This is a genomic window from Shimia sp. R9_3 (assembly GCF_017743755.1).
Lineage (GTDB): Bacteria > Pseudomonadota > Alphaproteobacteria > Rhodobacterales > Rhodobacteraceae > Shimia.
Genome location: NZ_JAGHRP010000003.1, coordinates 485,417 through 511,111 on the forward strand (window position 1 = coordinate 485,417; position 25,695 = coordinate 511,111).

At 57.4% G+C, this 25,695-nt stretch carries 23 protein-coding genes; 15 read left to right on the top strand and 8 right to left on the bottom strand.

Features of this window, described 5'->3' with window-relative positions:
- Position 1: 1 nt before the first annotated feature.
- Genes J7412_RS11205 through iolD form a run of 5 tightly spaced genes read right to left on the bottom strand, consistent with a single transcriptional unit; the run spans position 2 to position 5,379 of the window.
- On the bottom strand, positions 2-832 hold the full coding sequence (locus tag J7412_RS11205) for a class II fructose-bisphosphate aldolase (protein ID WP_209078708.1): 831 nt from the start codon (positions 830-832) through the stop codon (positions 2-4).
- Positions 829-1,686, bottom strand: a complete 858-nt coding sequence (locus J7412_RS11210; RefSeq protein ID WP_209078709.1) for a 5-deoxy-glucuronate isomerase — start codon at positions 1,684-1,686, stop codon at positions 829-831. Before J7412_RS11210 ends, J7412_RS11205 begins: the two co-directional genes overlap by 4 nt.
- Positions 1,687-1,697: 11 nt before the next feature.
- Complete coding sequence (locus J7412_RS11215; RefSeq protein ID WP_209078710.1) at positions 1,698-2,675, bottom strand: PfkB family carbohydrate kinase; 978 nt, start codon at positions 2,673-2,675, stop codon at positions 1,698-1,700.
- Positions 2,672-3,511, bottom strand: a complete 840-nt coding sequence (locus tag J7412_RS11220) for a phytanoyl-CoA dioxygenase family protein (protein WP_209078711.1) — start codon at positions 3,509-3,511, stop codon at positions 2,672-2,674. Before J7412_RS11220 ends, J7412_RS11215 begins: the two co-directional genes overlap by 4 nt.
- Positions 3,511-5,379 carry a 3D-(3,5/4)-trihydroxycyclohexane-1,2-dione acylhydrolase (decyclizing) gene (gene iolD, locus J7412_RS11225; RefSeq protein ID WP_209078712.1) on the bottom strand — a complete coding sequence of 623 codons (1,869 nt, stop codon included), beginning with the start codon at positions 5,377-5,379 and terminating at the stop codon, positions 3,511-3,513. Before iolD ends, J7412_RS11220 begins: the two co-directional genes overlap by 1 nt.
- A gap of 133 nt (positions 5,380-5,512) precedes the next feature.
- Here iolD and J7412_RS11230 point away from each other — a divergent pair, with 133 nt between their 5' ends.
- From J7412_RS11230 to J7412_RS11245, 4 genes are all read left to right on the top strand, one after another.
- On the top strand, positions 5,513-6,616 hold the full coding sequence (locus J7412_RS11230; RefSeq protein ID WP_209078713.1) for a Gfo/Idh/MocA family oxidoreductase: 1,104 nt from the start codon (positions 5,513-5,515) through the stop codon (positions 6,614-6,616).
- A 19-nt stretch (positions 6,617-6,635) separates the two neighbouring features.
- Positions 6,636-7,529 carry a TIM barrel protein gene (locus J7412_RS11235; protein ID WP_209078714.1) on the top strand — a complete coding sequence of 298 codons (894 nt, stop codon included), beginning with the start codon at positions 6,636-6,638 and terminating at the stop codon, positions 7,527-7,529.
- Between the two features lie 104 nt (positions 7,530-7,633).
- On the top strand, positions 7,634-8,767 hold the full coding sequence (locus J7412_RS11240) for a Gfo/Idh/MocA family oxidoreductase (protein WP_209078715.1): 1,134 nt from the start codon (positions 7,634-7,636) through the stop codon (positions 8,765-8,767).
- 146 nt (positions 8,768-8,913) lie between these two features.
- Positions 8,914-9,153: a 50S ribosomal protein L20 gene (locus J7412_RS11245; RefSeq protein WP_209078716.1), complete on the top strand. Its 240-nt coding sequence runs from the start codon at positions 8,914-8,916 to the stop codon at positions 9,151-9,153.
- A 25-nt stretch (positions 9,154-9,178) separates the two neighbouring features.
- Here the strand turns inward: J7412_RS11245 and J7412_RS11250 are convergent, their stop codons facing one another.
- Positions 9,179-10,177: a LacI family DNA-binding transcriptional regulator gene (locus tag J7412_RS11250; protein WP_209078717.1), complete on the bottom strand. Its 999-nt coding sequence runs from the start codon at positions 10,175-10,177 to the stop codon at positions 9,179-9,181.
- Between the two features lie 185 nt (positions 10,178-10,362).
- Between J7412_RS11250 and J7412_RS11255 the strand changes: the two genes are divergently transcribed.
- The 3 genes from J7412_RS11255 to J7412_RS11265 all read left to right on the top strand — a co-directional run bounded on the left by J7412_RS11255 (position 10,363) and on the right by J7412_RS11265 (position 13,335).
- Positions 10,363-11,313: a sugar ABC transporter substrate-binding protein gene (locus tag J7412_RS11255; protein ID WP_209078718.1), complete on the top strand. Its 951-nt coding sequence runs from the start codon at positions 10,363-10,365 to the stop codon at positions 11,311-11,313.
- Between the two features lie 107 nt (positions 11,314-11,420).
- Positions 11,421-12,545 carry an ABC transporter permease gene (locus tag J7412_RS11260; RefSeq protein WP_209065061.1) on the top strand — a complete coding sequence of 375 codons (1,125 nt, stop codon included), beginning with the start codon at positions 11,421-11,423 and terminating at the stop codon, positions 12,543-12,545.
- A 1-nt stretch (position 12,546) separates the two neighbouring features.
- Positions 12,547-13,335 carry an ATP-binding cassette domain-containing protein gene (locus J7412_RS11265; RefSeq protein WP_209078719.1) on the top strand — a complete coding sequence of 263 codons (789 nt, stop codon included), beginning with the start codon at positions 12,547-12,549 and terminating at the stop codon, positions 13,333-13,335.
- A 64-nt stretch (positions 13,336-13,399) separates the two neighbouring features.
- Here J7412_RS11265 and J7412_RS11270 read toward each other — a convergent pair whose 3' ends face one another.
- Positions 13,400-14,347, bottom strand: a complete 948-nt coding sequence (locus J7412_RS11270; RefSeq protein ID WP_209078720.1) for a sugar kinase — start codon at positions 14,345-14,347, stop codon at positions 13,400-13,402.
- Between the two features lie 261 nt (positions 14,348-14,608).
- On the opposite strand from J7412_RS11270, the gene J7412_RS11275 reads away from it, so the two are divergent.
- From J7412_RS11275 to ugpC, 6 genes are all read left to right on the top strand, one after another.
- The gene (locus tag J7412_RS11275) at positions 14,609-15,709 is read left to right on the top strand and encodes a LacI family DNA-binding transcriptional regulator (RefSeq protein WP_209078721.1); all 1,101 of its coding nucleotides are present in this window, start codon (positions 14,609-14,611) and stop codon (positions 15,707-15,709) included.
- Positions 15,710-15,730: 21 nt separating this feature from the next.
- Positions 15,731-17,083 carry an extracellular solute-binding protein gene (locus tag J7412_RS11280; RefSeq protein ID WP_209078722.1) on the top strand — a complete coding sequence of 451 codons (1,353 nt, stop codon included), beginning with the start codon at positions 15,731-15,733 and terminating at the stop codon, positions 17,081-17,083.
- Between the two features lie 72 nt (positions 17,084-17,155).
- On the top strand, positions 17,156-18,391 hold the full coding sequence (locus J7412_RS11285; RefSeq protein ID WP_209078723.1) for a sugar ABC transporter permease: 1,236 nt from the start codon (positions 17,156-17,158) through the stop codon (positions 18,389-18,391).
- Positions 18,392-19,600 (top strand): carbohydrate ABC transporter permease, encoded by a 1,209-nt coding sequence (locus J7412_RS11290; protein WP_209078724.1) that lies wholly within the window; start codon positions 18,392-18,394, stop codon positions 19,598-19,600.
- Positions 19,601-19,604: 4 nt separating this feature from the next.
- Positions 19,605-20,849, top strand: coding sequence for a hypothetical protein (locus J7412_RS11295; protein ID WP_209078725.1), 1,245 nt, complete (start codon positions 19,605-19,607; stop codon positions 20,847-20,849).
- Complete coding sequence (gene ugpC / locus J7412_RS11300; RefSeq protein ID WP_209078726.1) at positions 20,849-21,910, top strand: sn-glycerol-3-phosphate ABC transporter ATP-binding protein UgpC; 1,062 nt, start codon at positions 20,849-20,851, stop codon at positions 21,908-21,910. Before J7412_RS11295 ends, ugpC begins: the two co-directional genes overlap by 1 nt.
- 109 nt (positions 21,911-22,019) lie before the next feature.
- Here ugpC and J7412_RS11305 read toward each other — a convergent pair whose 3' ends face one another.
- Positions 22,020-22,847 (bottom strand): methyltransferase domain-containing protein, encoded by an 828-nt coding sequence (locus J7412_RS11305; protein ID WP_247743873.1) that lies wholly within the window; start codon positions 22,845-22,847, stop codon positions 22,020-22,022.
- 273 nt (positions 22,848-23,120) lie between these two features.
- Between J7412_RS11305 and J7412_RS11310 the strand changes: the two genes are divergently transcribed.
- The gene (locus tag J7412_RS11310) at positions 23,121-24,020 is read left to right on the top strand and encodes an FAD:protein FMN transferase (RefSeq protein WP_247743874.1); all 900 of its coding nucleotides are present in this window, start codon (positions 23,121-23,123) and stop codon (positions 24,018-24,020) included.
- 203 nt (positions 24,021-24,223) lie between these two features.
- Positions 24,224-25,660 (top strand): methyl-accepting chemotaxis protein, encoded by a 1,437-nt coding sequence (locus J7412_RS11315; RefSeq protein ID WP_209078727.1) that lies wholly within the window; start codon positions 24,224-24,226, stop codon positions 25,658-25,660.
- The last annotated feature ends 35 nt before the right edge of the window (positions 25,661-25,695 follow it).

A 25,695-nucleotide genomic window follows, 5' to 3' on the forward strand; every position in this document is an offset into this window, starting at 1 on the left:
TTTAAGCCCCTTTGAATGCCCGCAGCACAGTCCGAGTGACTGTGACAAGCGGGTCATGGGTGTCTTTGAGGATTTGAACGCGGTCAAAGCGTGTCGGATCAGCATTCACAGCGTCGCGCATCGCGTTGCCAAAGGCCATACGGAGCTCTGTGCCGATGTTGAACTTGCAGATCTTCGAGCCGCGCGCCAGTGATGTGCGCTGGGCAACAGGCACGCCGGAACCGCCATGAATGACCAGAGGAACCTCGGTCAGGGCTTCGATTGCGCGGATGCGCGGCTCATCGAGGCCGCCCTCTTTGTCCTGTTGCAGGTGCACATTGCCAACCGAGATGGCCATAGCGTCTACGCTTGTCTCACGGGCAAAGTGCGCTGCCTCTTCTGGATTTGTGCCGTCGGAGTTTTCGCCGCCTGAGTAGCCAACAAAGCCGATTTCCCCTTCGCAGGAGACACCCGCCGCATGGGCCATTTCCACAATTGCGGCCGTTTCAGCGATGTTTTCCGCTAATGGCTTGCGTGAGCCATCAAACATCACAGAGGAAAATCCGCTGTCGATGGCAATCCGGCATTCTTCGGCGGTGTAGCCGTGGTCCAGATGAGCGACGACGGGCACAGACGCACCTTCCGCCAGATGGGTGAACATTTTACCCAGGACCGGCAAAGGTGTGTGCTCGCGGCAAGAGGGGCCCGCTTGTAAAATCACAGGGACGTTTTCTGCCTCGGCAGCAGCCACATAGGCGCGCATATCTTCCCAACCAAGTGTCACGAGTCCAGCCACAGCGTGGCCCTGCTTCAACGCCGGTTGAAGCACGTCAGATAGAGTAACAAGGCTCATTTGAACTTGGCCACCATGTCCATAATACCGGGGATTGTGTGCAGCTGTTCCGCGTGTGTCGGCTGGAAGTATTGCTTCAGGCTGCGCTGGGACAGGCCACCAAGGATGGTGAAGTAATACATCTCATAGCCCGGCAAAACCGCGCAGGGGTGATAGCCTTTGTCCAGCAGGATCGTGGAACCATCGATGATGTGATAGGCATCGCCCGGCTTGTTGTCTTCACGCTGAAGCATTTGCACGCCAGAGCCATAGTTGGGCTTGAAGCGGAAATTGTAGGTCTCGTCATGGCGGGTTTCGATCATCTCGCCATCATTGCCCTTGCGGTCGGTGTCATGTTTGTGGCTTGGGAAACCGGACCAGCCGCCCTGACCCACGGTGTAGAGCTCACTCACCAACAGGCGGCCCACTTTGTCGTGGTGGTTTGCGCCAAGGATGTGCTTGATTTTGCGGTGCGTTTTGGTGTTGTCAGAGCCGTATTGCACGAGGTCCAGCTCTGGCACGCGCACGTCAAAAGGTTCGAGCACCTTGTCGTATTTTGCGCCGGCGATGAAAGTTTCGGTGGCGTCCGTTACGCAAGTGATGCGCACTTTGGCGCCGGTCGGAACGTAGACGCCTTCGGGTTCGCCATCCCAGACATCAACCGTGCGGTTGCCGAGATTTTCATAGACGGCGCCTTCGACGTCCACATGTACTGTGCCGGTGGCTGGAACGATGCAGGTTTCATAGCCTGGCACAGCGTACTCAAAGACTTCGCCTTTTTTGAGTTTGACGATGTTGAAATAGTTGAGCGGCACCAGATCGTGTTCTGCGTCCACGATGGGTTTGTTTTCATTGTCATAAGGCGCGATATGCATGGGCCTCTCCTTCAGGGATGCGTGGGGCCGGCGTGCGCGGCGAGAAACGCCTCAAGCTCGGCTGGTGTGGGCATTGCCGGGGCGCAGCCCGGCTGAGAAACAACGATGGACGCGCAGGCAGAGCCTTGCAGCACGGCGTCTCGTAGGGGCAGACCGTCAGCGATGCCCGCCAGCAGGCCTGCCATAAAGCTGTCACCCGCACCGTTTGGTTTGACTGCGGTGACCGGGTAGATGCCGGTGCGGATTTCTGCGCCATCTGCGAGGGTGATCGCGCCTTCTTGGCCCATTTTGTAGATTACCATTTTGCCGGAGGCGGCGAGCTCTCGGGCTTTGCCCAACCCTTTTTCGATCCCACCTGCCATGAAGCCGAACTCTTCGTCATTGCCGACGATCAAGTCGCTGGAGTCACCGGCGCGCGATAGCACGTCGGCGGCGACCTCAGGTGAGGGCCAAGAATAGGGGCGGTAATCGATGTCAAATATCACAGGCATGCCAGCGGCGCGCGCGTTATCAAAGGCACGGAAGGTGGAACTGCGGGACGGCTCGGAGGCAAAGACGGTTCCTGCGGTGATCAGTGCGCCAAAAGCCTCGTAGTCCACGCGATCCACGTCGTCATTGGTGACTTGAAAGTCTACTGCGTCGTTGCGGTAGATCACATTCTGAAAGTCCTCAATACAGCTTTCGTAAACAGCGAGAGAGAGGCGATACTCACCTCCAACAGTCCGTAGGTATCGCGTGTTCACGCCGTAGTGCTCTAACCGATTTTGAGCAAAGCGGCCCACAGCATCATCAGAGATGGAGGTCACCAACGCGGCCTCGCACCCAAGTTTTACGAGGCCGGCGCAAATATTGGCGGAGGAGCCGCCAAGGTCGGCGCGAAAGGTCTCTGCCAGTTCCGATTTTGTGCCCACGGGGTCGGCAAACATGTCCATCCCAGCTCGGCCAAAGACCACAAATTTGCGGGAGGTGATGGCGTCGATCAAGTTCATGTGCGACCCTCAGTATTGCCCGCTTTGGCCGCATCCAGCACTTCGGGGTAGGGGTAGTTGAGACCCAAAAGTTGGCGCATATCCGGGCTGGTACCGTCGATGAACGATTGCGGCAAAGCTGCGGGCATATCTTCCATGGGTTTCACCCATTTGGGCAGATATTGGATCAGGATCGCGCTGCGGTCGTGATCTGCGTTGTTGGGCATGGCGCAGTGCCATGTGACGCCATAGAAAAGCGCGACATCCCCTGGCTCTCCGGTCATACGGGCGCAGGTGTCGTAAAATTTGTCTTCAGGCGTTGGGTAGCGCAGCTCTTTCTGGGAGCCGGGCATGTAGGCCGTTGCGCCGCTTTCTTCAGTGAAAGGGTCCAGCAAAACAGAGACCTGGGCGTTCATCGGGAAAGAGCAGTTCAGGCCAATGGGATGGGTCTCTGGCTTGTGAAAATCCCAGTAGGGGTAATCCACATGCGGCTCCTGACCCGGTCCGCCAGGCAGGATGCGGTTGGCCGCGATGGACCCCATGATGAACTCAGAGCCGAGGAATTGGCGTAGGGTGGTCATCAGGGTTGGGTGCGCGGCCATGCGGGAGAAAACCTCTCCTTTGGCCAGAAGATTCCAAACCCGCCGCTGCAAGTTGATCTTGCCATCGTCTTCGGCAGCACCTTGAAAATGTGTGACCTTTGGCGCCTCTTGCTCGGAGTGCTCCATAACGATGGCGCGCGCCTCGGCGATGTCTTCTGGCGAGAACAGGCCAGAGATCCCGACTGCGCCGCCGCCGTGCAGAAGTTCTTCAACAATTGCCGCGGGGTCCGCGTTATCTTTGGTGAAGCGGCGCATCAGACACCTCTGCGCTGTTTGGCGCGTTCGGCTTCGATCTCCAGATGCTTCTCGCGGACCTTTGCGTTTTCGGTTACATGCGGCGTGCCAACTTCCCACCAAGCGTGGCCTTCCGTTGTCCACCCTTCGTAGGCGTCCACATCCATGACAATCACATAGGTTTTGTCGCTTGCCTTGGCGCGCTTGAAGGCTTCGCCCAGTTCAGCAGGGTTGGAGACTTTTTCTGACGTGGCGCCCATGGATGCGGCGTGAGCCGCGAAGTCGACACCGAAGGCTTCGGGGATTGTGGGGCAGTCTTCCAGAAGGTTGTTGAAGCTCTCGTTGCCGGTATTGTTCTGCAGCTTGTTGATCACTGCAAAGCCGCCGTTGTCCAAGACCAGGACAATCATCTTTTTACGGCTCAGCACAGATGAGTAGATGTCTGAGTTCAGCATCAGATAAGAGCCGTCGCCGCAGAAGGTGATGGTGTCTTGATCCGGTTCACGCTCGGACTGCGCAATGCGCGCGCCCCAGGCGCCTGCGATTTCATAGCCCATGCAGGAGAAGCCGAACTCCACGTCGACTGTGCTGATGTCCAGCGTGCGCCAATTGGCGGTGACCTCGGCCGGCAGGCCGCCTGCGGCGGCAACAATCCGGTCGCGTGGGTCACAGAGGTCGTTCACCACACCAATGGCTTGGGCATAGGAATTGGGGCGGTTCCCGTAGGAGACATTGTCTTTCACATAGGCGTCCCATTTGGCGCGCTCTTCCTGTGCGAAGTCCAGCCAGCTTTGAGGGGTAGATACAGTGAGCGCTGTATCAAGCGCCTCAAGAGCCAGTTTGGCATCGCCAACAACAGGCAATGACATGTGTTTTCCAGCGTCGTGACGGGCGGCGTTGATTGAGATAAATTGCGCGTCCTGATCAAAGGCTGTCCAGCTGCCGGTTGTGAAGTCCTGAAGGCGCGTGCCGACTGCGAGGATCACATCAGCCTGCGCCGCAAGCGCATTGGCGCTGTCAGAGCCAGTCACGCCGATGGGGCCGCAGTTGAGCGGATGTGTTGCCATCATATTGGCGCGGCCAGCGATGGTTTCGACCACCGGGATTTTGTGTTTCTCTGCAAAAGCGGCAAGTTCTGCCGTGGCTTGGGCGTATTGTACGCCGCCACCTGCGATGATCATTGGGCGCTCAGCTTTTGACAGTGCGGCGGCAGCATCTGCAACCTCCGCGCTGTCAGCAGCCTGTCGTCGGATGCGATGCACTTTTTTCATAAAGAACTTTGCCGGGTAGTCGTAAGTCCACCCCTGTACGTCCTGAGGTAAGCCAAGGAAGGCGGGGCCGCAATCGGCTGGGTCCAGCAAGGTGGCTAGGGCATTTGGCAGTGATTGAATGACCTGCGCAGGGTGCGTGATGCGATCCCAGTAGCGCACAACCGGTTTGAAGGCATCATTCACCCCGAAAGTCGGGTCGTTGAAGTTTTCCATCTGCTGCAGCACGGGGTCGGGCAGGCGGGTCAGGAACGTGTCACCGCAGAGCATGAGCATGGGCAAGCGGTTGGCGTGGGCAAGCCCGGATGCGGTGAGCAGGTTTGCGGTGCCAGGGCCGGCGGAGGCGGTGCAGAACATAAAGCGTTGGCGCAGCCATTGTTTGGCGTAGCCAGCTGCGGCAAATCCCATGCTCTGCTCGTTTTGTCCGCGATACAGGGGTAACTCTTCACGGACCTCGTTCAGGGCTTCACCAAGGCAAGTCACATTGCCGTGCCCAAAGATGCCAAAACCACCGCCGCAGACGCGCATTTCCTGCCCGTCAATTTCGATGAACTGATTGGAGAGCCAGCGAATAATGGCTTGCGCCGTGGTGAGGCGGATCGTGGAGTTTTCTGTCGTCATTTGAGCGCGAACCCTTTGGTGTTTTCGGGGAGAATTTTGCGACCTCCCTCGAATGCAGCTTGCGAGCTTTCGATTCTCACGATACAAGTTTTGCAACCGGTTGCAAACTGAATTTCAAAACGGAGCGCCAAAGGTGACGGAGATTGGCATAGGCATATGTGGTGGCGGCTACATGGGGAAAGCCCATGCGGTTGCGATGTCTGCGGTCGGCGCTGTGTTTAATACGGCATTGCGCCCGCGGCTTGAGATGGTCTGTGCCTCCCGGTCTGAGAGTGCAGAGCGATATCGTGCTGCGTTTGGGTTTGCGCGTGCGACGGCGGATTGGCGGGCGCTGGTGGCGGATCCGAAGGTGGAAGCAATTGTCATTGCGACGCCGCAAGAGACTCATCGTGACATAGCGGAAGCCGCCTTCGCGCTGGGCAAACCTGTTCTCTGTGAAAAGCCCTTGGGGGCGTCGATTGCGGATGGGGCGGCTATGGTCTCTGCTGCTGAGGCGGCAGGTGTCGCCAATATGGTTGGCTTCAACTATGTGCGCACGCCTGCAACGCAATTTGCGCGCAAGCTGATTGCGGATGGCGTGATTGGGGATGTGACCTGGTTTCGCGGGGAGCACACCGAAGATTTCTATGCAGACCCGGAGGCGTCAGCGAGTTGGCGCACAGAAGGTATGGCCAATGGCACCATGGGGGATTTGGCGCCGCATATGGTGAATGCCGCACTCGCTTTGTTGGGACCGATTGCAAAGGTTATGGGGGAGGTCGAGACAGTTCATGCGGAGCGCCCGGGCGGTCGTGTGACCAACGACGATCACGCGCAGATCATGTGCCGGTTTCAGAATGGCGCTATGGGTCATATGTATTTCTCGCGGATCGCAACGGGTCGCAAGATGGGCTACGCCTATGAAATCACAGGGACAAAAGGGGCGATCCGTTTTGATCAGGAAGATCAGAATGCGCTTTGGCTCTATCGCATGGACGGTCCTGAGGAGACGCGCGGATTTGTGAAAATCCTGACCGGCCCCGCGCATCCGGACTATGAGCCCTTCTGCCAAGGACCGGGGCACGGTACCGGATATCAGGATCAGATCATCATCGAGGCGCGGGACTTTCTGCGCGCGATTGAAACCGGGGAAGCGGTCTGGCCGACCTTTCGCGATGGACATGAGGTAAACCGCGTGATCGCAGCAGCTTTGGCTTCAAGTGAGGCCAAGAGCTGGGAAGATATCAACAGCTTCTGAATTTTCGGAGTGACAAGCAATGACGATGCGAATTGGCAATGCGCCCTGCTCTTGGGGTGTTGAATTTGCGGAAGATGACCGCAACCCGAGCTGGAAAACTGTTTTAAAGCAATGCGCTGAAGCGGGATATAAGGGGATTGAGCTGGGCCCGGTGGGCTTTATGCCAGAAGATCCGGCCGTGTTGTCGGATGCTTTGGCGGAGCATGAGCTGGAGTTGATTGGTGGCGTGGTGTTCCGCGCCTATCATGATCCAAGCGCTTGGGAAGATGTGCTCGACGCCACCCATCGGACAGCTAAGGCTCTGAAGGCGCATGGTGCGCAACATCTTGTTTTAATTGACTCAATCTCTCCACGTCGGGCGCCAACTGCTGGGCGTGCGGGTGAGGCGGAGCAGATGGATCAGGCTGAGTGGAACGCCTATCGTGACCGTATTGCTGAGACGGCGCGTATCGGCTCTGAGGAATATGGGCTCACGGTTGGTATTCATGCGCATGCTGCGGGGTTTATGGATTTTGAACCAGAACTTGAGCGTCTTCTGGATGAAGTAGACGAGAGCCTTCTGAAGATCTGTTTTGACACGGGCCATCATTCTTATGCAGGCTTTGATCCGGTTGCCTTCATGAAAAAGCATGTGGGGCGCATTTCTTACATGCACTTCAAAGACATAGACCCGAAGGTCAAGGCTGAGGTGATCGCCAATCGCACGGGTTTCTATGACGCTTGCGGGCAAGGGATTTTCTGCAACCTTGGTGATGGGGATGTGGATTTCCCGGCAGTTCGCCAGGTTCTGTTGGATGCTGGATTTGAGGGGTGGTGCACAGTGGAGCAGGATTGTGATCCGCTCTTGGATCCAGACCCTGTCGGAGATGCGCGCAAGAACCGAGAGTATCTGGAAACCATTGGTTTCACCTAAAATGTGACGTCGGTATCACGTCTGTAAAACGGCGGTATCGCAACAGTATTGCGGGGGTGCAACGTCGGTGCCTCTCCGCTGACATCATGGGGAGGAGAGAGCTCATGAAAAAGCTGAAATGGGGTATGATTGGTGGCGGCGAAGGCAGCCAGATCGGACCGGCTCACCGATTGGGGGCGCTGGCGGATGGGCGCTTTGAGTTTACGGCTGGTGCGCTGGATCATCGGCCTGAAGTGGGTCAGGAATATGCGCAGCGCCTCGGTGTGGCTGAAGATCGTGCGTATGGCGATTGGACTGAAATGCTGGCGGGAGAGCGAGGTCGAGAGGATCGCGTCGATCTGGTCACGGTGGCCACACCAAACTCCACTCATTTTGAGATCACCAAGTCGTTTTTGGAAGCGGGTTTTAACGTCCTTTGCGAAAAGCCTATGACCATGACTGTGGAGGAGGGGGAGGAGATCGTGAAGATCGCGGCTGCCTCGGGCAAGATCTGTGCGGTGAACTATTGCTATTCCGCCTATCCGATGGTGCGACAGGCCCGTGCAATGGTGCGTGCAGGTGAGATCGGCAAGGTGCGATTGGTGGTGACAAACTTCAGTCATGGCCACCATGGGGATGCCACGGATGCTGACAATCCAAGGGTGCGCTGGCGTTATGATCCTGCGATGGCGGGTGTGTCGGGACAGTTCGCAGATTGCGGTATTCACGCGCTGCACATGGCAAGCTTTATCGCGGATGATGAAGTGGAAAGCCTGTCGGCAGATTTTGCGTCGACCATTGCGAGTCGCGAGTTGGAAGATGACGCGATGGTCAATTTCCGCATGAGTGGTGGCACCGTGGGACGGCTGTGGACTTCTTCGGTGGCCATCGGGCGACAGCATGGCTTTGATATTCAGGTGTTTGGTGAAACCGGCGGGCTGCGCTGGGCGTCTGAGCAGCCGAACCAGCTGATCTACACGCCTGTTGGTGGCCGCACGCAGGTGATCGAAAAGGGTGAGGCAGGGCTCTGTGAGGATGCGCAGCGGCTGAGCCGTGTGGCGATTGCTCATCCGGAAGGCTTCCCGCTGGCCGTTGCCAACATCTATTGCGATTTAGCCGATGCGATTGCGGGTGAGGCGCGTGACGGTTTGCCGGATGCTGCGGCGGGTGTGCGCTCCATGGCGGCGGTTTATACCGCCGTGGCCTCTGCCAAAGACGGTGGCGCCTGGATGGATGCGCGGCCGCCGATGTTTCGGTAGGGTCCATGATAAACGGGCATTGCTGGGCTCGCGTTGAGTGATCCTGCGGTGCTCGGGAGCTTTAATAATTCTTCTTATTGTATCTTTTTTGATCTGAACAACTCTTTTAGGTTGATTTCAGACGTATACTTAAGAAGGAAAGTCAAATGAAGTTTCATGTCGCCTTGGTGTTGGGCGCGGCGGTTTTGGTCGGCTGCGGATCCGGCTCGTCGTCTAAAGAAGTCTCTGGTGTGGCTGAGGCAGATATTGAACGCTGTTGGAAGCAGGCCGGTGTAAAGGGGGATCTATATCGATACATCACCCCACAGCAGGCGGTTGGTGTGGTGCCGGGCGGTGTCTTCTCTGAGCAGCAGGCTGCTGCGTTTAAATCCTGCTTAGGTGTTTGATCGGGTTTCCTGCGTTGCGGCTGATCTAATGGGGGCGCCTTAAGGTGCCTCTTTCCACAATCGAACAAGGGAAAATTCGCGTTTCCGGGTAGCGCTCGGGATCGTCGAGCATTGCGACCATCAGTTCAATTGATGACGTTACAATTTGCCGGATTGGCTGGTGGATGGTTGTGAGGTCGATGTTCTCCCAGCGCGACATTTCCATGTCGTTGAGGCCAATGAGGCCGATATCTTCCGGGCAACTCAGACCGCTGTCATCAATTGCAGAAAGTGCGCCGATTGAGAGAACGTCATCCCCGCAAAAGTACGCTTGCGCGGGGCTGTTTTGTAGGAGGCGAAGCATTTCGCGCCGTCCGGCGTCAAAGGAATATTGGTCGGCAAATGAATAGCTGACTTTCACATTTGGGTGTGCCGACATCTCTGACATGAAGCCAGTGTAGCGATCTTGGGTCGAGGTCGCGCCTTCAGGGCCGCCCATGAAACCAACATGGGTGTAGCCGCGCTCAACAAGCTCGCGGGCTGCCATGCGGCCGCATTCTGCGTTGTCGATTCCCACCACATGCACTTGTGGGGATGAGGAGGCGCGGCCAAAGGAATGCACTACTGGCACACCCGCATCGCGGAACGCTTTGGCAAAGCCCGGGGGCAGGGTGGAGGAGGCCACCACAACCCCATCTACGGAATACTGGCGCAGCATGCGCACGGAATTTTCCGGGTCGGTTTCGTCTGTGAGGTTCACCAAAAGGGGGCGCAGGCCGCGATCCTGAAGGCCGCGTGTGAAGAGATCAAAAACCTCAAGAAAAATCGGGTTGTGGAAGTTGTTGGAAATAAGACCGATGAGTTTTGTGCGGCCTGTGGTGAGTGAAGATGCCAGCGCATTTGGGCTGTAGCCCAGCTCGCGCGCTGCCTTTTCCACTTTGCGGCGCATCTTGTCAGAAACGGAAGCGCCGTCCGTGAAGGTGCGTGACACCGCGGAGCGGGAGACCCCGGCGCGTTCTGCAACCTCTTTCAATGTCACGGCCATAATGTTCCGATCTTAAATCTGCGTTTTGGCGTGTCTACTCTGTTTCCTCAGTGAATGCAGCATGAAATGGAAATTCACTTTTTGCAACCGGTTGCAAAGTGAATTGGGATGTGCTTAAACTTGGGTCGGAGAAGGCGGATTGGAGCCGCCTGCGTGCCATGAAGACGTAATTTTGGGAGGAAAACATGACTTCATTTACCAAGAAGCTGGCTTTGGCGGTTGCCGTTGTGACTGCGCCCTTTGCGCTGGCCAACACTGCTGCCGCAGATGGCGAAAAATATATTCTGGTTAGCCACGCACCAGACAGTGACAGCTGGTGGAATACCATCAAAAATGGCATCGCGTTGGCGGGCGACCAGATGGGTGTCGACGTCGAGTATCGTAATCCGCCAACCGGCGATTTGGCGGATATGGCGCGGATCATTGAGCAGGCGGCAGCTTCTGGGCCAAATGGAATCATCACCACGCTGAGCGACTATGATGTGCTTTCCGGCCCGATCAAAGCGGCTGTGGACAGCGGTGTGGATGTGATCATCATGAACTCCGGTACGCCAGATCAGGCGCGCGAAGTTGGTGCGCTGATGTATGTTGGTCAGCCAGAGTATGACGCCGGTTACGCCGCAGGTCTGCGCGCCAAAGGTGACGGTGTCGGCAGCTTCCTTTGTGTGAACCACTACATCTCCTCGCCGTCCTCTACAGAACGCTGCCAAGGTTTTGCGGATGGTCTGGGCATTGAACTGGGTGACCAGATGATCGACAGCGGCCAAGACCCTGCGGAGATCAAAAACCGCGTGCTGGCGTATCTGAACGCAAACCCAGAAACCGACGCGGTTCTGACGCTTGGCCCAACATCTGCTGACCCGACTCTGCTGGCGCTGGATGAAAACGGCATGGCCGGCGACATTTACTTTGGCACCTTCGACCTCGGCGAAGAGATCGTGAAAGGCATCAAAGCAGGCGTGATCAACTGGGGTATCGACCAGCAGCCTTTCCTGCAGGCGTACCTGCCTGTTGTGGTTCTGACCAACTATCATCGTTATGGCGTGCTGCCGGGCAACAACATCAACTCCGGCCCGGGTTTTGTAACTGCCGATGGTCTTGAAAAAGTTGAAGAATTTGCGGGCGAGTACCGCTAAGCCACTGGCTTGATAAGTGAAAATAGGCGAGGGGCGCCGCCACATCTGGTGCCCTTTTCCCACCCTGACAAACCAATCCAAAATTCACAGCAGATGGGAGATGTCGCATGACAAACGCGACGCAACCCGCGGCCAATGCCGATGAGCGAATCAAGGAAATCTCGCGTTTCCGCAAAGCGCTGATCCGTCCAGAACTGGGCGGGATCGTTGGCACCGTTGCCGTGTTCACCTTTTTCCTTTTGTTCGCTTTTGACAGCGGCATGTTCAACAGCCAAGGCATTATGAACTGGAGCCAGATCTCGGCACAGTTCATGATCATTGCGGTCGGGGCCTGTCTGCTGATGATCGCCGGTGAGTTTGACCTCTCCGTCGGGTCGATGATTGGTTTTGCCGGGATGTTGATTGCGATCTTCAGCGTCACTTTGGGCTGGCCGGTCTGGATGGCCATTATAGTAACCTTTGCGATTGCGGTCTCTATCGGCGCGTTGAACGGTTTTATCGTTGTGCGCACCGGACTGCCGAGTTTCATCGTGACGCTAGCGTTTCTGTTTATTTTGCGTGGCTTTGCGATCTACCTGCCGCAGACCATTGAGCGCAAAACCATCATCGGTGGCGTCGGTGAGGCGGCAGAAGGTGACTGGTTGGCGGCCGTGTTTGGGGGCAAGATCTTCACCGGATTCTTCCAGTGGATGGGCGACGCGGGGATCATTGCTGTGTTTGAACGTGGCACCCGCAAGGGCCAACCCGTGGTCGACGGTCTGCCGATGCTGATCGTCTGGGCGATCCTGCTTGTGATTGTTGGCCACATCATCCTGACCAAGACCCGATTTGGCAACTGGATCTATGCCGCTGGCGGCGATGCGGAAGCGGCGCGCAACTCTGGTGTGCCTGTCGACAAGGTGAAGATCCTGATGTTCATGTTCACCGCCTTTTGCGCAACCGTCTTTGCCACCTGTCAGGTGATGGAGTTTGGTGGTGCCGGCTCTGACCGCGGCCTTCTGAAGGAATTTGAAGCCATCATTGCGGTGGTGATTGGCGGTGCCTTGCTGACCGGGGGCTATGGTTCCGTGATCGGGGCAGCTCTGGGAGCGCTGATCTTTGGTGTAGTCCAGCAGGGGCTGTTCTTTGCAGGCGTTGAGAGCTCGCTGTTCCGCGTGTTCCTCGGAGTTATCTTGCTGGGAGCCGTGATCCTGAACACCTATATCCGTCGCATCATTACGGGGGAGCGTTGATATGAAAACAGAAAAAGCCCCCATCATTCAGATGCAAAACATCGCCAAACACTTTGGCCGGGTGATTGCCCTCGCTGGTGTGTCTGTCGATGTATTTCCAGGCGAATGTCACTGTCTACTCGGCGACAACGGCGCGGGGAAATCCACCTTCATCAAGACCATGTCCGGCGTACACAAGCCGACCAAAGGGCAGATCCTGTTTGAAGGCAAAGAAATGCATTTTGCCGATCCGCGCGATGCGATTGCGGCGGGTATCGCGACTGTTCACCAGCATCTGGCGATGATCCCGCTGATGTCGGTAAGCCGGAACTTTTTTATGGGAAACGAGCCGGTGAAGCAGATCGGTCCGATGAAGTTCTTTGACCACGACTATGCCAATCAGGTCACGATGGAAGAGATGCGCAAGATGGGCATCAACCTGCGTGGACCAGATCAGGCGGTTGGGACGCTTTCAGGCGGAGAGCGGCAGACGGTCGCCATCGCGAGGGCGGTGCATTTTGGGGCGAAAGTTCTGATCCTTGACGAGCCGACTTCTGCGCTGGGGGTGCGTCAGACGGCCAATGTGCTCGCTACCATCGACAAGGTGCGCAAGCAGGGGGTTGCGGTGGTGTTTATCACGCATAATGTGCGCCATGCGCTGGCCGTTGGTGATCGCTTTACGGTGCTCAACCGTGGACAGACGCTCGGCACTTCGCAGAGGGGCCAGATCACGCCGGATGAGCTGCAAGATATGATGGCCGGTGGCCAGGAGCTTGTGGCGCTGGAAGACAGTTTGGGCGGCACGGTTTAAGCTTTCTGCCAAAGCACTTCAGGAGCCCCGGTGCTATCGCGCTGGGGCTTTTTCGTTGCATGGATTAGGTCAAAGCGACGACGCAATGATCAGGGAGATCTACAATCGCGCCCGGTTGGGTGACCACATGGGCGGCGAGTTGGTGGCCCGCGCACATAGCCGTTTGGATGTCCTTGCCAAGGCAGGTGGCGGCGAGCAAGCCTGCGTTGAAGCTGTCGCCTGCCGCGGTGCTGTCCTTCATTTTGGAAGCCGGGCCAGGATTGTCGAGTGGTGCGCCTGTCGCGATATCGCGCGGACCGTCGGGGCCACGTTTAAGGGCGCCATAAGTGAGACCGTAGGACTGTAGACGGGCGTAGGCTGCATCTTCGGAGGTGTCGCCAAAGAGCGCCAATTCATCATCTACGGAAGGCAGGGCGATGTCCGTGCGTTTCCACATCTGGGTGTTGATGTCGCGGGCGACCTTAGTGCTTTCCCAAAGGCGAGGGCGGTGGTTGCTGTCATAGGCAACGAGTCCGCCTTTCGCGCGAAAGGTGTCGATCCAGTTGAGGATCGTGGTGCGAGTCTCAGGCGTTAAGATTGCCATGCTGATGCCGGTGAAAAGCACCAGATCAAAGCGATTGAGGGTGGAAAGCGGCACGCCACAAGGCTCGGAGAAAAGCGTGCGGGCGGCGGAGGCGGAGCGCCAATAGCTGAAACTACGCTCCCCAGTTTCATCGGTTTCGATGGCATAGAGGCCTGGCATCCGGCCTTTGCGGGTTTCGATACAATCGGTTTTGATGCCGTGCCCTGCGATGGTGCTGCGGATGCGGTCTGAGAAGACATCATCCCCCAGAGCCGTGACATAGGTGGTCGAAACCCCTGTCTCTGCAAGAAGCCTGTTGAGATAATAGGCCGTGTTAAACGTGTCTCCTGCCACGCTGAGGCGCGCAGTGGCTTGATCTTGCAGGGCCATTTCAATCATCACTTCTCCAACACAGGCGATGGACCGGATCGGGCGGTGATGTGTGAGCATGAGTGGTCCCTGCGCGACAAAGTGAGGCTGTGTGAACGCTACGTGCAACCGCTGAGATGGCAAGAGTTTTGCGTTCCATTCGGGGTGGTTTTGCTGAGTTAGGGGATTTTTAGAGCGCCTGAAAAACAGGACGCGTTGCGCCTTTTGCGGCCAAAACTTGGGCTGAGTGCATAAGTTCGTGCCCTGATATTGCTTGCCGAAACCGGTTTCGGAAAAAATAGTCATGCCATGTCAGCGATTCGAAACCCTTCCGAAAAAGATATGCGCGCACCGCAGAACCGCGCGGGGCGTCGGGTGACGATCAACGATCTGGCAGCACATCTGGGCATGTCCAAAAGCACGGTCTCGCGCGCGATGAACGGCTATGCCGATATTTCTGAAAGCACCCGGAAGCGCGTGGCGAGCACCGCGCAGAAACTTGGGTATCAACCACTGAGCCATGCGCAGGCGATCCGCACCGGGCGAGTGCGCGCGTTGGCTTTGGTGCTGCAAATGGACGAGCCGGACCGGCACAACCCGTTTTTGCAGGAGTTCCTGATGGGGGCGTGTGAAACCGCAAGTGGTTTTGGCTGGACAGTGACTGTTTCGACGGCGACCTCTGACGCAGATATGCAAAACGTGCTTGGGCGGCTGGTTGATGAGCGTAAAGCGGACGGATTTATTCTGCCCCGTACCGAAGTGAAGGACGCGCGGATTTCGCTGTTGCAGGCGCGGGGCGTGCCGCACGTTTTATTCGGGCGCACCGAACACGGCGTGCCAACTGCGCAGCAAAAAAGCTCTTGGTATGATATTCTCGGAGAGGCGGCAATGTGCAGCGCGGTGACGCGGCTTGCCGGGCTGGGCCACGAGCGCATCGGCTATGTCGGCAGCACTGCAAACTTTAACTATACCCATCTGCGCCGAGAAGGGTTCAAGGCCGGGCTCGCGGCTGCAGGGCTAACGTATGACGCCGCGCTTCTGCGGGAAGGGGCGCGGACACGCGAAGAAGGGGCTGAAGAAGTCCATGCGTTGATGCGGCTTGAGCGCCCTCCAACAGGCGTGGTGTTTGCCACTGATATGGCGGCGCTTGGCGGTTATGATGCGCTCAGCGATTTGGGTCTTCAGGTCGGGTGGGATGTTTCGGTCATCGGCTATGATGGGGTACCTGAAGCGGATTATGTGCGCCCTGGCTTGACCACCTATCACGTTGATACGCGAAAAGCTGGCGCGCGGCTTGCGGAATTGCTGATCCGCCAGATCCGGGGGGAAGCTCCGGAGACACTACGAGAGGTATCTGACGCCATTCTGGTGGAGCGGCAGTCAGATGGGCCACCGGCACTGCGCCCGGATCAACTCGCTGAAAAGATTAAAAATACGCAATAACGACAACACGGGAGGACAATCATGTCACGTCACTTTACTTCGAAACTGATGGTAAGCACCTCGCTTGCCCTGGCCTTGACGGCGATGTCGGTACAAGCCGACACGATCCGCTTCTGGACCACCGAAGAGCAGCCCGAGCGGCTTGCCAAACAGCAGGAAATGGCGGAGCAGTTCAAATCTGCAACCGGGACATCTGTTGAAGTGATCCCGGTCAGCGAGAGCGATCTGGGCACACGTGCGACGGCCGCTTTTGCCGCGGGCGATCTGCCAGATGTGATCTATCACACGCTGCAATATGCGCTGCCTTGGGCGGAAGCGGGCATCCTTGACACAGAAGCGGCTTCTGAAGTCGTGGAAGATCTGGGTGTTGGCACCTTTGCGCCTGGCGCGGTGGCGATGGCAGATTTCAATGGCGAAACCGCTTCGGTGCCGGTTGATGGCTGGACGCAGATGGTGGTTTACCGCAAGGATCTGTTTGATGCGGCAGGTCTTGAAGCGCCAAACAGCTATGCCAACGTGTTGGCGGCACTGGAAAAACTCCACAATCCACCAGAAATGTACGGCTTCGTTGCTGCCACCAAGGTAGACGAAAACTTCATGAGCCAAGTTCTGGAGCATGTGTTCTTGGCCAATGGCGTGAGCCCGGTTGACGAAAACGGTTTCAAAGCGCTGGATGAAGCAGCGACAACCGAAGTGCTCGATTTCTATAAAGCGATCGCCAAAGCCTCGCCTCCGGGTGAGCTCTATTGGAAGCAATCCCGCGAGCTCTATTTTGCGGGCAAGGCTGCTATGATCATCTGGTCCCCGTTCATTCTGGACGAGCTGGCTGGTCTGCGTGACAGTGCTCCGCCCACCATCACCGACGATCCAACCTCCAACAAGCTGGCGGGGATGACCGGTATTGTGACCAACTTCTCCGGGCCTTCCAATCCGGATGGGGCTGCCTGGGGCGATGTGCGCTATTTCGGCATTACATCTGACGCAGACACCGATGCGGCGATGGATTTTGTGAAGTTCGCAATGGACGACGGCTACACGCAGACACTGTCGATTGCGCCCGAAGGCAAGTTCCCGGTGCGTCGTGGTACGGCTGACAATCCAACCGCCTTTGCGGATGCTTGGTCCAAACTGCCGGTTGGAGTGGATCGCAAGGCACCGCTTGGTGAGCTTTACGATCAGGCGATGATCGACGAAATCGTTGGCGGCCTTGATGTGGCGCAGCGTTGGGGCGTGGCGGAAGGCCAGCTGTCGCTCGCGTCCAAAATCATCAACAGCCAAGCGATCAACCGCGTTGTGCGTCAGTATATCGATGATGAGATCGATGCTGCCGCCGCGGTTGCGGCCATGAACGACGAGCTGTCCAAGGTTCAATAACCAAAGGCAATCTTGCAGCGGCCTGCCACACATGCAGGCGGGTCGTTGCGCTCTATTCTCTTGAGGTTCCCCATGTCTACGGCTCTCCCGCCGACAGGCACGGGCGCATTGGCCAAACGCGAGGCACGGCTGGCTTGGGGCTTATTGGCTCCGACGCTGATCAGTGTTGCTTTGGTTGTGGTGTTGCCCCTGCTGGCTGTCATCTGGATCAGTTTCAAACCCTTTGCGCTCTCTGACCTGCGCCCACCGGCGCCGATTGTGCGTGAAAGCTTGCGCGGCAGCGGAGATGACATGCGGATTGAGTACCGTGTGCGCAACTCTTCGCAGGAAGAGACTCTCGAAGGGGTGACCCTGTCAGACCGCCTGCCAGAAAGTGTTGCGCTTGTTGGGGATCTGCCTGACGCCTGTACGCTGACTGGTCGGGATCTGTTCTGTGACTTTGGCGATTTGGAAGGCGGAGAGCGAGAACGGCTTCGTTTGCCCATCACATCCGATCTGGATGAAGACGCGCTGGAAGCGGCCGTGGAAGACAGTGAGCCGGACATGACCGGCGCAGGCAAAAGCGTCCTGGCATCACCGCAGCTGTCGATGGAGAATTATCAGCGGCTGTTTGATGGCGGCGAGTTCTGGACTGTTTTTGGCGTGACCATGTTCTACACCGTTTTTGGCACGGTTGGCGCATTGGTGATGGGGCTGTTTGCAGCGCTTCTGCTGAACAAGAGCTTTACCGGACAGGGGATCATTCGAGGGCTTTACTTATTCCCTTATGTGGCACCTGTGATTGCGGTCGCTTTCACCTGGGTGACGTTGTTTGACCCATTCTCCGGATCAGCAAATGCGCTGCTCATTCAGATGGGCGTCACGGAAAGTGCGATCAACTTCTTTGGCGAACGCCCGCTTGCGCTGATCATGGTGACGGTGTTTGAGATCTGGCGCTATTTCCCGCTGTCGTTCCTTTTCATTCTTGCACGGATGCAGAGCATCGACTCCTCGATGTATGAGGCGGCGGATATGGATGGCGCGTCACCTTTCCAGAAGTTCTGGCTGCTGAGCCTGCCACAGCTGTTGGGCATTCTGTCGGTGCTGTTCCTGCTGCGGTTCATTTGGACGTTCAACAAGTTTGACGACATCTTCCTGCTGACCGGCGGGAACGCAGGCACGCGCACTTTGACGGTGAACGTTTATGAGCAGGCCTTTGCGATTTCCAACATTGGCGCAGGTGCGGCGGTGGCGGTGGTGATCCTGCTGTGTCTGCTGTGTTTCTCCTTCTTCTTCTTCAAATTCATCAGCCGCGAGGAGGGCCTCTAAATGCGCAAAGGGTTTATCACTGGCCCCGTGCTGGGGGCACTTTGGCTGATTGTTATGGCGACAACGGTTGCGGTGGCGATGTCATTTGCCACCGGGGCGGCCTTTCGTCCGCAGCTCTTGCTCTGTCTGGTGTGGGGGGCGGCAGCCGGGCTGATCTATGTGCGCTTTCCGGCGCAGCATGCACCGGCGCGGCTCGCGATCAGCGCGCTTATGGCGATTGCCATGGCATCGCCGGTTGGACCGGTTGTGACCGGCGAGAGTGTTTCCTTTTCAGCCATCATCGTGGCGATGATTACGCTTGCGGCTGGTATGCATTTTGCGATGGCCGCGATTTTGCAGGACACGCCATTTGGCGCGCTGACACGGCATGAGTATGAGGCGGCGGTGATCCGTTTCCTCACCGGCTTTGGCTATATCTTTTTCACCGCGATTGTGCTGATCCCATTCTACGTGATGGTGATGACCAGCCTGAAATCGCAGCAGGCCTTGCTGCAAAACCCGCTCGATTTCTCGATTGAAATCAGCAAAGGCACAGAGCTGTTCCGCAGCTATGTCGAGCTGTTCCGGGACTTCAACTTTGGGACTTATCTCTGGACGTCTTTCTATGTGTCGGTGCTGACAGTGTTCATCACCTTGGCGTTCAGCGTGCCAGGGGCTTATGCGGTGGCGCGGTTCCGGTTCAAAGGGCAGAAAGCATTCTCGCGCTCGATCCTGCTGATCTACATGGTGCCGATGATCGTTTTGGCGCTGCCGATCTATATCGCCTTTTCGATGACGGGGCTGCGCAATTCGATCCTTGGCATCGTGATGATCTATCCGGTCACCACGATCCCAGTCGCGCTTTATATGCTGCAGGGGTATTTCCGGGGGCTACCAACCGAGGTGGAAGAAGCGGGCCTGATGGATGGGCTGTCGCGTTTGGCGGTGATCTGGAAGATCACGCTGCCGCTGAGCCTGCCTGCGTTGGCCTCCGTGTCGCTCTATGTATTCATGATTGCGTGGAACGAGTTCCTGCTCGCTTTCATGCTGCTGGATGATCCGTCCAAATTCACGCTCACACGCGGTGTGGCGATGCTCAACTCTTCTGAAATTCCCAGACAACATCTGATGGCGGGGGCGGTGATTGCTACCCTCCCGATCATGGTGCTGTTCCTGGGGCTTGAACGCTTCATGACCAAGGGCCTGACAGCCGGGTCAGTCAAAGGATAAGAATATGACTTCCGAAAACACACTAACCGATCAGGCCCAGCAGATCCTGATCAACAACGATCGCGGCGGCTACACGGTGCCGACGGCGGGGCTGTACCCTTACCAGTGGAACTGGGACAGTGCCGTAGCTGCGCTTGGGTTTGCGCAGTTTGATGTGGAGCGTGCCTGGGTCGAGCTGGAGACCCTGTTTCAGGGACAGTGGGCGGACGGTATGGTGCCGCACATCCTGTTTCACAAAAACGATCCGGGGTATTTCCCGGGGCCGGATGTCTGGGGCTGTGAGGGGCCGATCCCGTCGTCTGGCATCATTCAGCCACCGATTGCTGCCACCATGGCGCGGTTTGTCTGGGAGCAGGATCGGGAGATGGGGCAGGCACGAATGGCGGCGCTCTATCCCAAGATGCTGGCTTGGCACAATTGGATCATGCGCTGGCGTCTGCATATGGGCGCGGTTTGCACCACACACCCGTGGGAAACCGGTCGGGACAATGCGCCGGATTGGGACAAGACCATGGCGCGTATGGATGCGTCTGATGTGGGGGAGTACACCCGGCGTGACACCGCCCATGTGAACAGCGAAGATCGCCCGACCAAGTTTGATTATGACCGTTATATCAAGCTGGTACAGCTTGGTCGGCGCTTGAAATGGGATCAGGCGGCGATGATGGCGGAAAGCCCGTTCCGCGTGGCGGATCCGACCATGACCTTTACCACTTTGCGTGCCGCACGGGATCTTCTCGCGGTGGGCGAAGCGCTTGGCAAAGATGTGTTGCAGATTGCGGCGGATATCAAACGGCTGGAGGCCGGAGCTGCAACTCTTTGGAATGACGATCTTGGTGGCTTTGACAGCCGGGATGTGCACAGCGGCGAGTGGGCTGGCTGTGTGTCAAACGCGTCGTACCTCTGCTGGTATGCTGGCGTGGAGAACCCGGCGATGCTGACGCGGTTGCGGGATGTTCTGGAGCGGGTGCCGTATCCGGTGCCAAGCAATGATCCCGATGCGGACACCTTTGATACGCGGCGGTATTGGCGCGGCCCAACCTGGGCCATTGTGAACATGCTGATTGGTCTGGGCCTGAAGGACATGGGCCACGAAAAAGAAGCGCAGGCGTTGGCGAAAAAGACCGCCGACCTGATCGCAGAGCACGGATTTGCTGAGTATTTTGATCCATTTAGCGGCGATGCTGCGGGCGGCGGGTCTTTCACCTGGACCGCAGCGGTTTGGCTTGCATGGGCGGGGAGAGACTGATGGGGAGTATCAATCTAAAAGCTGTTGAAAAGTGGTTTGGTGACATTCAGGTCATCAAAGGGATCGATCTGGATATTCAGGACGGCGAGTTCGTGGTTTTCGTGGGCCCGTCGGGCTGCGGTAAGTCAACATTGCTGCGCATGATTGGTGGCCTTGAGGATATCAGTCGCGGCGCGCTGGAGATCGACGGAAATGATGTCACCGATCATCCGCCGAGCAAGCGTGGCCTGACCATGGTATTTCAGTCTTATGCGCTTTATCCGCATCTGACCGTTGCCGAGAACATGGGTTTTTCCCTGAAAGTTGCGGGGGTTAGTAAGGATGAGATCGCGCGTCAGGTTGGGCAGGCGGCAGAGATCCTGAAGCTGACGGATTATCTGGAGCGGCGCCCGAAAGACCTCTCTGGTGGGCAGCGGCAGCGGGTTGCGATTGGACGGTCGATTGTCCGGGATCCGACAGCCTTCCTGTTTGATGAACCGTTGTCAAACCTTGACGCCGCTCTGCGGGTCGAGATGCGCTATGAGATCGCCAAGCTGCACCAGAGCCTGAAGCGCACGATGATCTATGTGACCCATGATCAGGTCGAAGCGATGACGCTGGCGGATCGCATTGTGGTGCTGGAGTATGGACATATCGCACAGGTGGGCACTCCGCGCGAACTCTATGAAAAGCCTGGGAATTTGTTCGTGGCGCAGTTCATCGGCAGCCCTAAGATGAACATTCTGGACTGCCGCGCCGCCGCAGGTGATGCGCAGTATCAGCTGGCGATCGGTGGCAGCGGACCCTTTGGCAAAGCCAATGCGGCGGCCAAGGTCGGCGTTCGGCCAGAACATATTGAGGTTTGCGCGACGGGTGCTGGCCAGTGTGACGGCACCATTGAGGTGGTCGAATACCTCGGCGCGGACACGTTCCTTATTCTGGACGTTGGTCAGGAAGAGAAGATTGTGGTGCGCGTGACGGGTGGAGATGTGCCTCATCAAGTCGGAGATCAGGTGGGGCTGAGCTTCCCGGAAGCGGCGTGTCATTTCTTTGATGCCGACGGTCAGCGGGTAGGTGATTAGCGTTAACACTTGCCAAAATGGAGGGGCTGTATCGCGTCGGTATTGCGACGTTATCGCGGCGGTGGATTTTCGCGTTAACCAATTAGGGCGCGTTGGCCGATCGCTGGTGTCAACAGCGTGTGGCCGAGACCATCACACAGGGGGCTTGGACATGGTATCCATCGGCCTCGTGCCGGCTCAGCATCTGGACGCGTTCTGCAAGTAAGGCCCGAATGGCGCCGCGGGTGTCTTCGGATTGTCCGCTCAAGAGCACCGCGGCGCGCACGGCCCCTTTGTCAAAAACGTCAAACAGATCCGTGGGCGATTTTACCAACAGCTCTGAAGGAACATCTTGTGATGTGATGTCTTCAAAGCCTGCCGCTTCCAGCGTTTCTCTGACCAGGCCATGATCGGTGAATTGGTGGGCGTCTGGGCCGTCTGGCAGTTTGATGGAAGCGTCGGCCAATCGGCCATAAGCTTCAAACAACCACCCGAAGGCACCTGCGGAACCTTGGCCGCACCAGATCGAAAACGCGAGGCGACCGCCGGGTTTGAGAACGCGCGCGATCTCTGCAAAGCCTCGCGCCGGGTCGGGGAAATGGGGAACCCCGAAACCGACGGTGACCGCGTCAAAGGATTGATCGGCGAACGCCATCTCCATTGCGTTGCCTTGGACAAAGGTTGCGCCGGGCGCAGTTTCTTTGGCGAGTGCAAGCATGGCGTCAGAAAAATCCAACGCCACGACGGATGCTCTGGCTGCGAGGAGTTCAGCGGCGACAATGCCGTGACCGGTACAAAGATCGAGAATATGTGTGTCAGGTCCAGCAACTACCGCAGCCGCAAGATGGCGTGCAGTCAATCGCGTGGCCGTGGCGAAACCGTCGGCGTAGCCGCGTGCGATTTTAGGGTCTGTCCAACCCTTAAACTCCATGTCTTCAAAGGTGCTTTGGTTGGGCATGTTCTTCCCAGACTGAGCAGCAGACACAGTGCATTGCATGCCTGACCAGGCAGAGCAGCCTCTTATTGTAGAGCGTGCAGTCGTCTGCTGTTTTCAGTCAGCATCTATACCTTTGCTTTAATATTCTACATTATCCGACGAAAGCGGCCAAGAAGGCCGTTTTCCCGCGAATTTTGCGGGTTGGTGGGGTGGGCAGTCCGGGAATTGGATGATATGCCCCCGCCAACCGCGCATGGCGCACCTCGATTTTGACCCGATTCTGGAGACCTTTTCATGACCCGGATGCATCGCCGCCGTTTTCTGACCATCGCCGCAGCCAGTGCTGCTGTGCCTGCTGGCCTGAGCCACGCTGCTACCGTTACCGAAACCGCCAAATGGCAAGGTGTGGCGCTGGGCGCGCCTGCTCAGATGTCTCTGGTCGGTCTGACCGAAGCGCAAGCCGCGCCGATCGTGGCAGCTGTCACCGCAGAGCTTGATCGTCTTGAAGGCATCTTCTCTCTGTACCGTGACAGCGAGCTGACCCAGCTGAACCGTGACGGTGTGTTTTCCGCGCCTTCCGCTGATCTGCTGAACGTTCTTGAGCTGAGCGATGCGCTGAACAAAGCCAGCGGTGGCGCGTTTGACCCAACCGTTCAGCCACTTTGGCTGGCGAAAGGTGGTCAGGGCGATGTGACCGATGCCAAGGCACGTGTTGGCTGGGACAAGGTTTCCTTTGACGCCAATGAAGTGCGTTTTGGTGCAGACGGCATGGCGCTTACGCTGAACGGTGTGGCACAGGGCTATGTGACCGACCGTGTTGCCGCGATCCTGCGCGATGCCGGCCTGAAAGACGTTCTGCTGGACATGGGCGAAGTCGCAGCGCTGGGTCACCGCGCAGATGGCGCCAAGTGGACCGCAGGCGTGAGCACTCCGGCGGGCGACGTTGTTGCACGTGTCAAGCTGACCGACCGCGCGCTGGCGACCTCTGCACCGATGGCGACCGTTCTGTCTGGCAGCGACGCACATATCTTCCGTCCTGACGGCCAGGAAGGTGCGCTTGAGCTGGCATCTGTGTCAGCGCCATCCGCAGCGGTTGCTGATGGCCTGTCCACAGCGCTGTGCCTGGTGGATGAAGCCACCGCACATGCCATGGTGGCTCAGTTTGCCGGCGCGCGCATCGAGACCGCCGCTTAAAAGACACTCGTCTGCAAAGACTGAAATTTCAAAGCACCGCTTGCAGCTTTTGCAGGCGGTGTTTTTTATTGCCGCGCCTTTATTGCATTTGCGATTTTTTGCCCAGCTCTCCCTCTTTTCGGTTTGGTTAAAGTTTCTGTTAACCAACTCTCTTCTACTGAGAGAGAAGAGAAAAAGCGTCCGGGAAGAAGGGGCTCGCCGATATGGCCAACGCGTTGGAAGAATTCACAACAAATATGCGTTTGGATAAGGATGATCTGGCTCTGCTGGAAAGCATTGGTGCCAAGTTGGCGCCTGAGTGGGATGCAGCGCTTGAGATTTTCTATCGCGAGACCGATGCGGAATTGACCGTGGTTGCGGCGGCCAAAGCGGCCATGAAAGACCATTGGCAGCGCTTGTTGAGCAAAGATGCCGAGGCCTCCTTTGCAACGTCTGTAGAGCGACTGTGCACCCTGCATTTTGAGCAAATGGCGCTGCGCCTTGACGCCTACTTGGCGGCGCATGCGCGGGCATCGTCCTATTTGCAAAGGGTTTTGATCCAAAAGGCGGGCCTGATGATTTTTGGGGGCGGCAAAAAGCGTCTCGCCAAGCGGGCAGCCCTCTTGTCGCAAATCATGCAGATGGATCAGGCGGCGGCAGCAGTGGCTTATACCGCTGCGAAGAAAAACCAGCAGACGCAGGCCTTTGCCTATCTTGAGGCGGGGATGCAGCGGGTGGCGCGTAAGGATTTGTCAGAAGACATTCCAGCTCCGGACGAGAGTGATTTCCCGGAAGCCTTTGACGGGCTTCGGGTGGCGTTTAATGAGCTGCAGCGCGGGCTGCGGTCGGTGATGAAGACCATCAAATACGCGACAGATGACCTGAACCTGACCGCGTCAGAAATGAATTCCAGCGCGGGCGATCTGGCACGGCGCACGGAAACGCAGGCTGCGACGCTTGAGCGTACCGCGTCGTCCATCTCGGAAATCAGTACGCGGCTGCAATCGTCTTCTGAGGCGACGCAAAAGACTGATGTGATGATGCGTCAGACCCATGCGCAGGCCAAGACCGGTCAGGAAGTGATGGGGGAGACGGTCGGCAAGATGCAGGAAATCGCCCAGAGCTCGGCGCAGATTTCCCAAATCACGGGCGTGATTGATGACATCGCCTTTCAGACGAACCTCTTGGCCTTGAACGCCGGCGTTGAAGCTGCGCGTGCGGGAGACGCGGGGCGCGGCTTTGCGGTTGTGGCCTCTGAAGTGCGCGGGCTTGCGCAGAAGGCAGGGGATGCGGCGAAAGAGATCAGCGAGTTGATCAAGACATCGTCAGAGCTGGTGGAGACCGGTGTGACGCTGGTGGACAGAGCGGGGCATGTGCTCGAAGAAATCGTGGAAGACGTGGAAAATGTCTCAGCGCTAAGCTCTGAAGTGGCGCAATCGACCAGTGCCCAGTCAGACGGGCTTTCGGAGATCGCGCAGGGGCTGGGGCTTCTTGATGAGGCCACACAACAGAACGCTGCGCTGGTGGAAGAGGTGGTCGCCGTGGTGGACAATATGCGGCGCGACACATCACAGGTGGCAGATATGGTGAAAGGGTTTGAGACCCGCATGTCACATGAAGAAATGCCTGTGGAGATTTTTGCAAGCATAAGAGCTGCTTAGCGTCTTTGGGCATCAGCGCGGATTGGGAATGCAAA

Bases quoted from the DNA above. Each gene is read 5' to 3' on its own strand.
- J7412_RS11205 (WP_209078708.1), bottom strand. From the start codon at position 832: ATGAGCCTTGTTACTCTATCTGACGTGCTTCAACCGGCGTTGAAGCAG.
- J7412_RS11210 (WP_209078709.1), bottom strand. From the start codon at position 1,686: ATGCATATCGCGCCTTATGACAATGAAAACAAACCCATCGTGGACGCA.
- J7412_RS11215 (WP_209078710.1), bottom strand. From the start codon at position 2,675: ATGAACTTGATCGACGCCATCACCTCCCGCAAATTTGTGGTCTTTGGC.
- J7412_RS11220 (WP_209078711.1), bottom strand. From the start codon at position 3,511: ATGCGCCGCTTCACCAAAGATAACGCGGACCCCGCGGCAATTGTTGAA.
- iolD (WP_209078712.1), bottom strand. From the start codon at position 5,379: ATGACGACAGAAAACTCCACGATCCGCCTCACCACGGCGCAAGCCATT.
- J7412_RS11235 (WP_209078714.1), top strand. From the start codon at position 6,636: ATGACGATGCGAATTGGCAATGCGCCCTGCTCTTGGGGTGTTGAATTT.
- J7412_RS11240 (WP_209078715.1), top strand. From the start codon at position 7,634: ATGAAAAAGCTGAAATGGGGTATGATTGGTGGCGGCGAAGGCAGCCAG.
- J7412_RS11245 (WP_209078716.1), top strand. From the start codon at position 8,914: ATGAAGTTTCATGTCGCCTTGGTGTTGGGCGCGGCGGTTTTGGTCGGC.
- J7412_RS11250 (WP_209078717.1), bottom strand. From the start codon at position 10,177: ATGGCCGTGACATTGAAAGAGGTTGCAGAACGCGCCGGGGTCTCCCGC.
- J7412_RS11255 (WP_209078718.1), top strand. From the start codon at position 10,363: ATGACTTCATTTACCAAGAAGCTGGCTTTGGCGGTTGCCGTTGTGACT.
- J7412_RS11260 (WP_209065061.1), top strand. From the start codon at position 11,421: ATGACAAACGCGACGCAACCCGCGGCCAATGCCGATGAGCGAATCAAG.
- J7412_RS11265 (WP_209078719.1), top strand. From the start codon at position 12,547: ATGAAAACAGAAAAAGCCCCCATCATTCAGATGCAAAACATCGCCAAA.
- J7412_RS11270 (WP_209078720.1), bottom strand. From the start codon at position 14,347: ATGCTCACACATCACCGCCCGATCCGGTCCATCGCCTGTGTTGGAGAA.
- J7412_RS11275 (WP_209078721.1), top strand. From the start codon at position 14,609: ATGCGCGCACCGCAGAACCGCGCGGGGCGTCGGGTGACGATCAACGAT.
- J7412_RS11280 (WP_209078722.1), top strand. From the start codon at position 15,731: ATGTCACGTCACTTTACTTCGAAACTGATGGTAAGCACCTCGCTTGCC.
- J7412_RS11285 (WP_209078723.1), top strand. From the start codon at position 17,156: ATGTCTACGGCTCTCCCGCCGACAGGCACGGGCGCATTGGCCAAACGC.
- J7412_RS11290 (WP_209078724.1), top strand. From the start codon at position 18,392: ATGCGCAAAGGGTTTATCACTGGCCCCGTGCTGGGGGCACTTTGGCTG.
- J7412_RS11295 (WP_209078725.1), top strand. From the start codon at position 19,605: ATGACTTCCGAAAACACACTAACCGATCAGGCCCAGCAGATCCTGATC.
- ugpC (WP_209078726.1), top strand. From the start codon at position 20,849: ATGGGGAGTATCAATCTAAAAGCTGTTGAAAAGTGGTTTGGTGACATT.
- J7412_RS11305 (WP_247743873.1), bottom strand. From the start codon at position 22,847: ATGCCCAACCAAAGCACCTTTGAAGACATGGAGTTTAAGGGTTGGACA.
- J7412_RS11310 (WP_247743874.1), top strand. From the start codon at position 23,121: ATGACCCGGATGCATCGCCGCCGTTTTCTGACCATCGCCGCAGCCAGT.
- J7412_RS11315 (WP_209078727.1), top strand. From the start codon at position 24,224: ATGGCCAACGCGTTGGAAGAATTCACAACAAATATGCGTTTGGATAAG.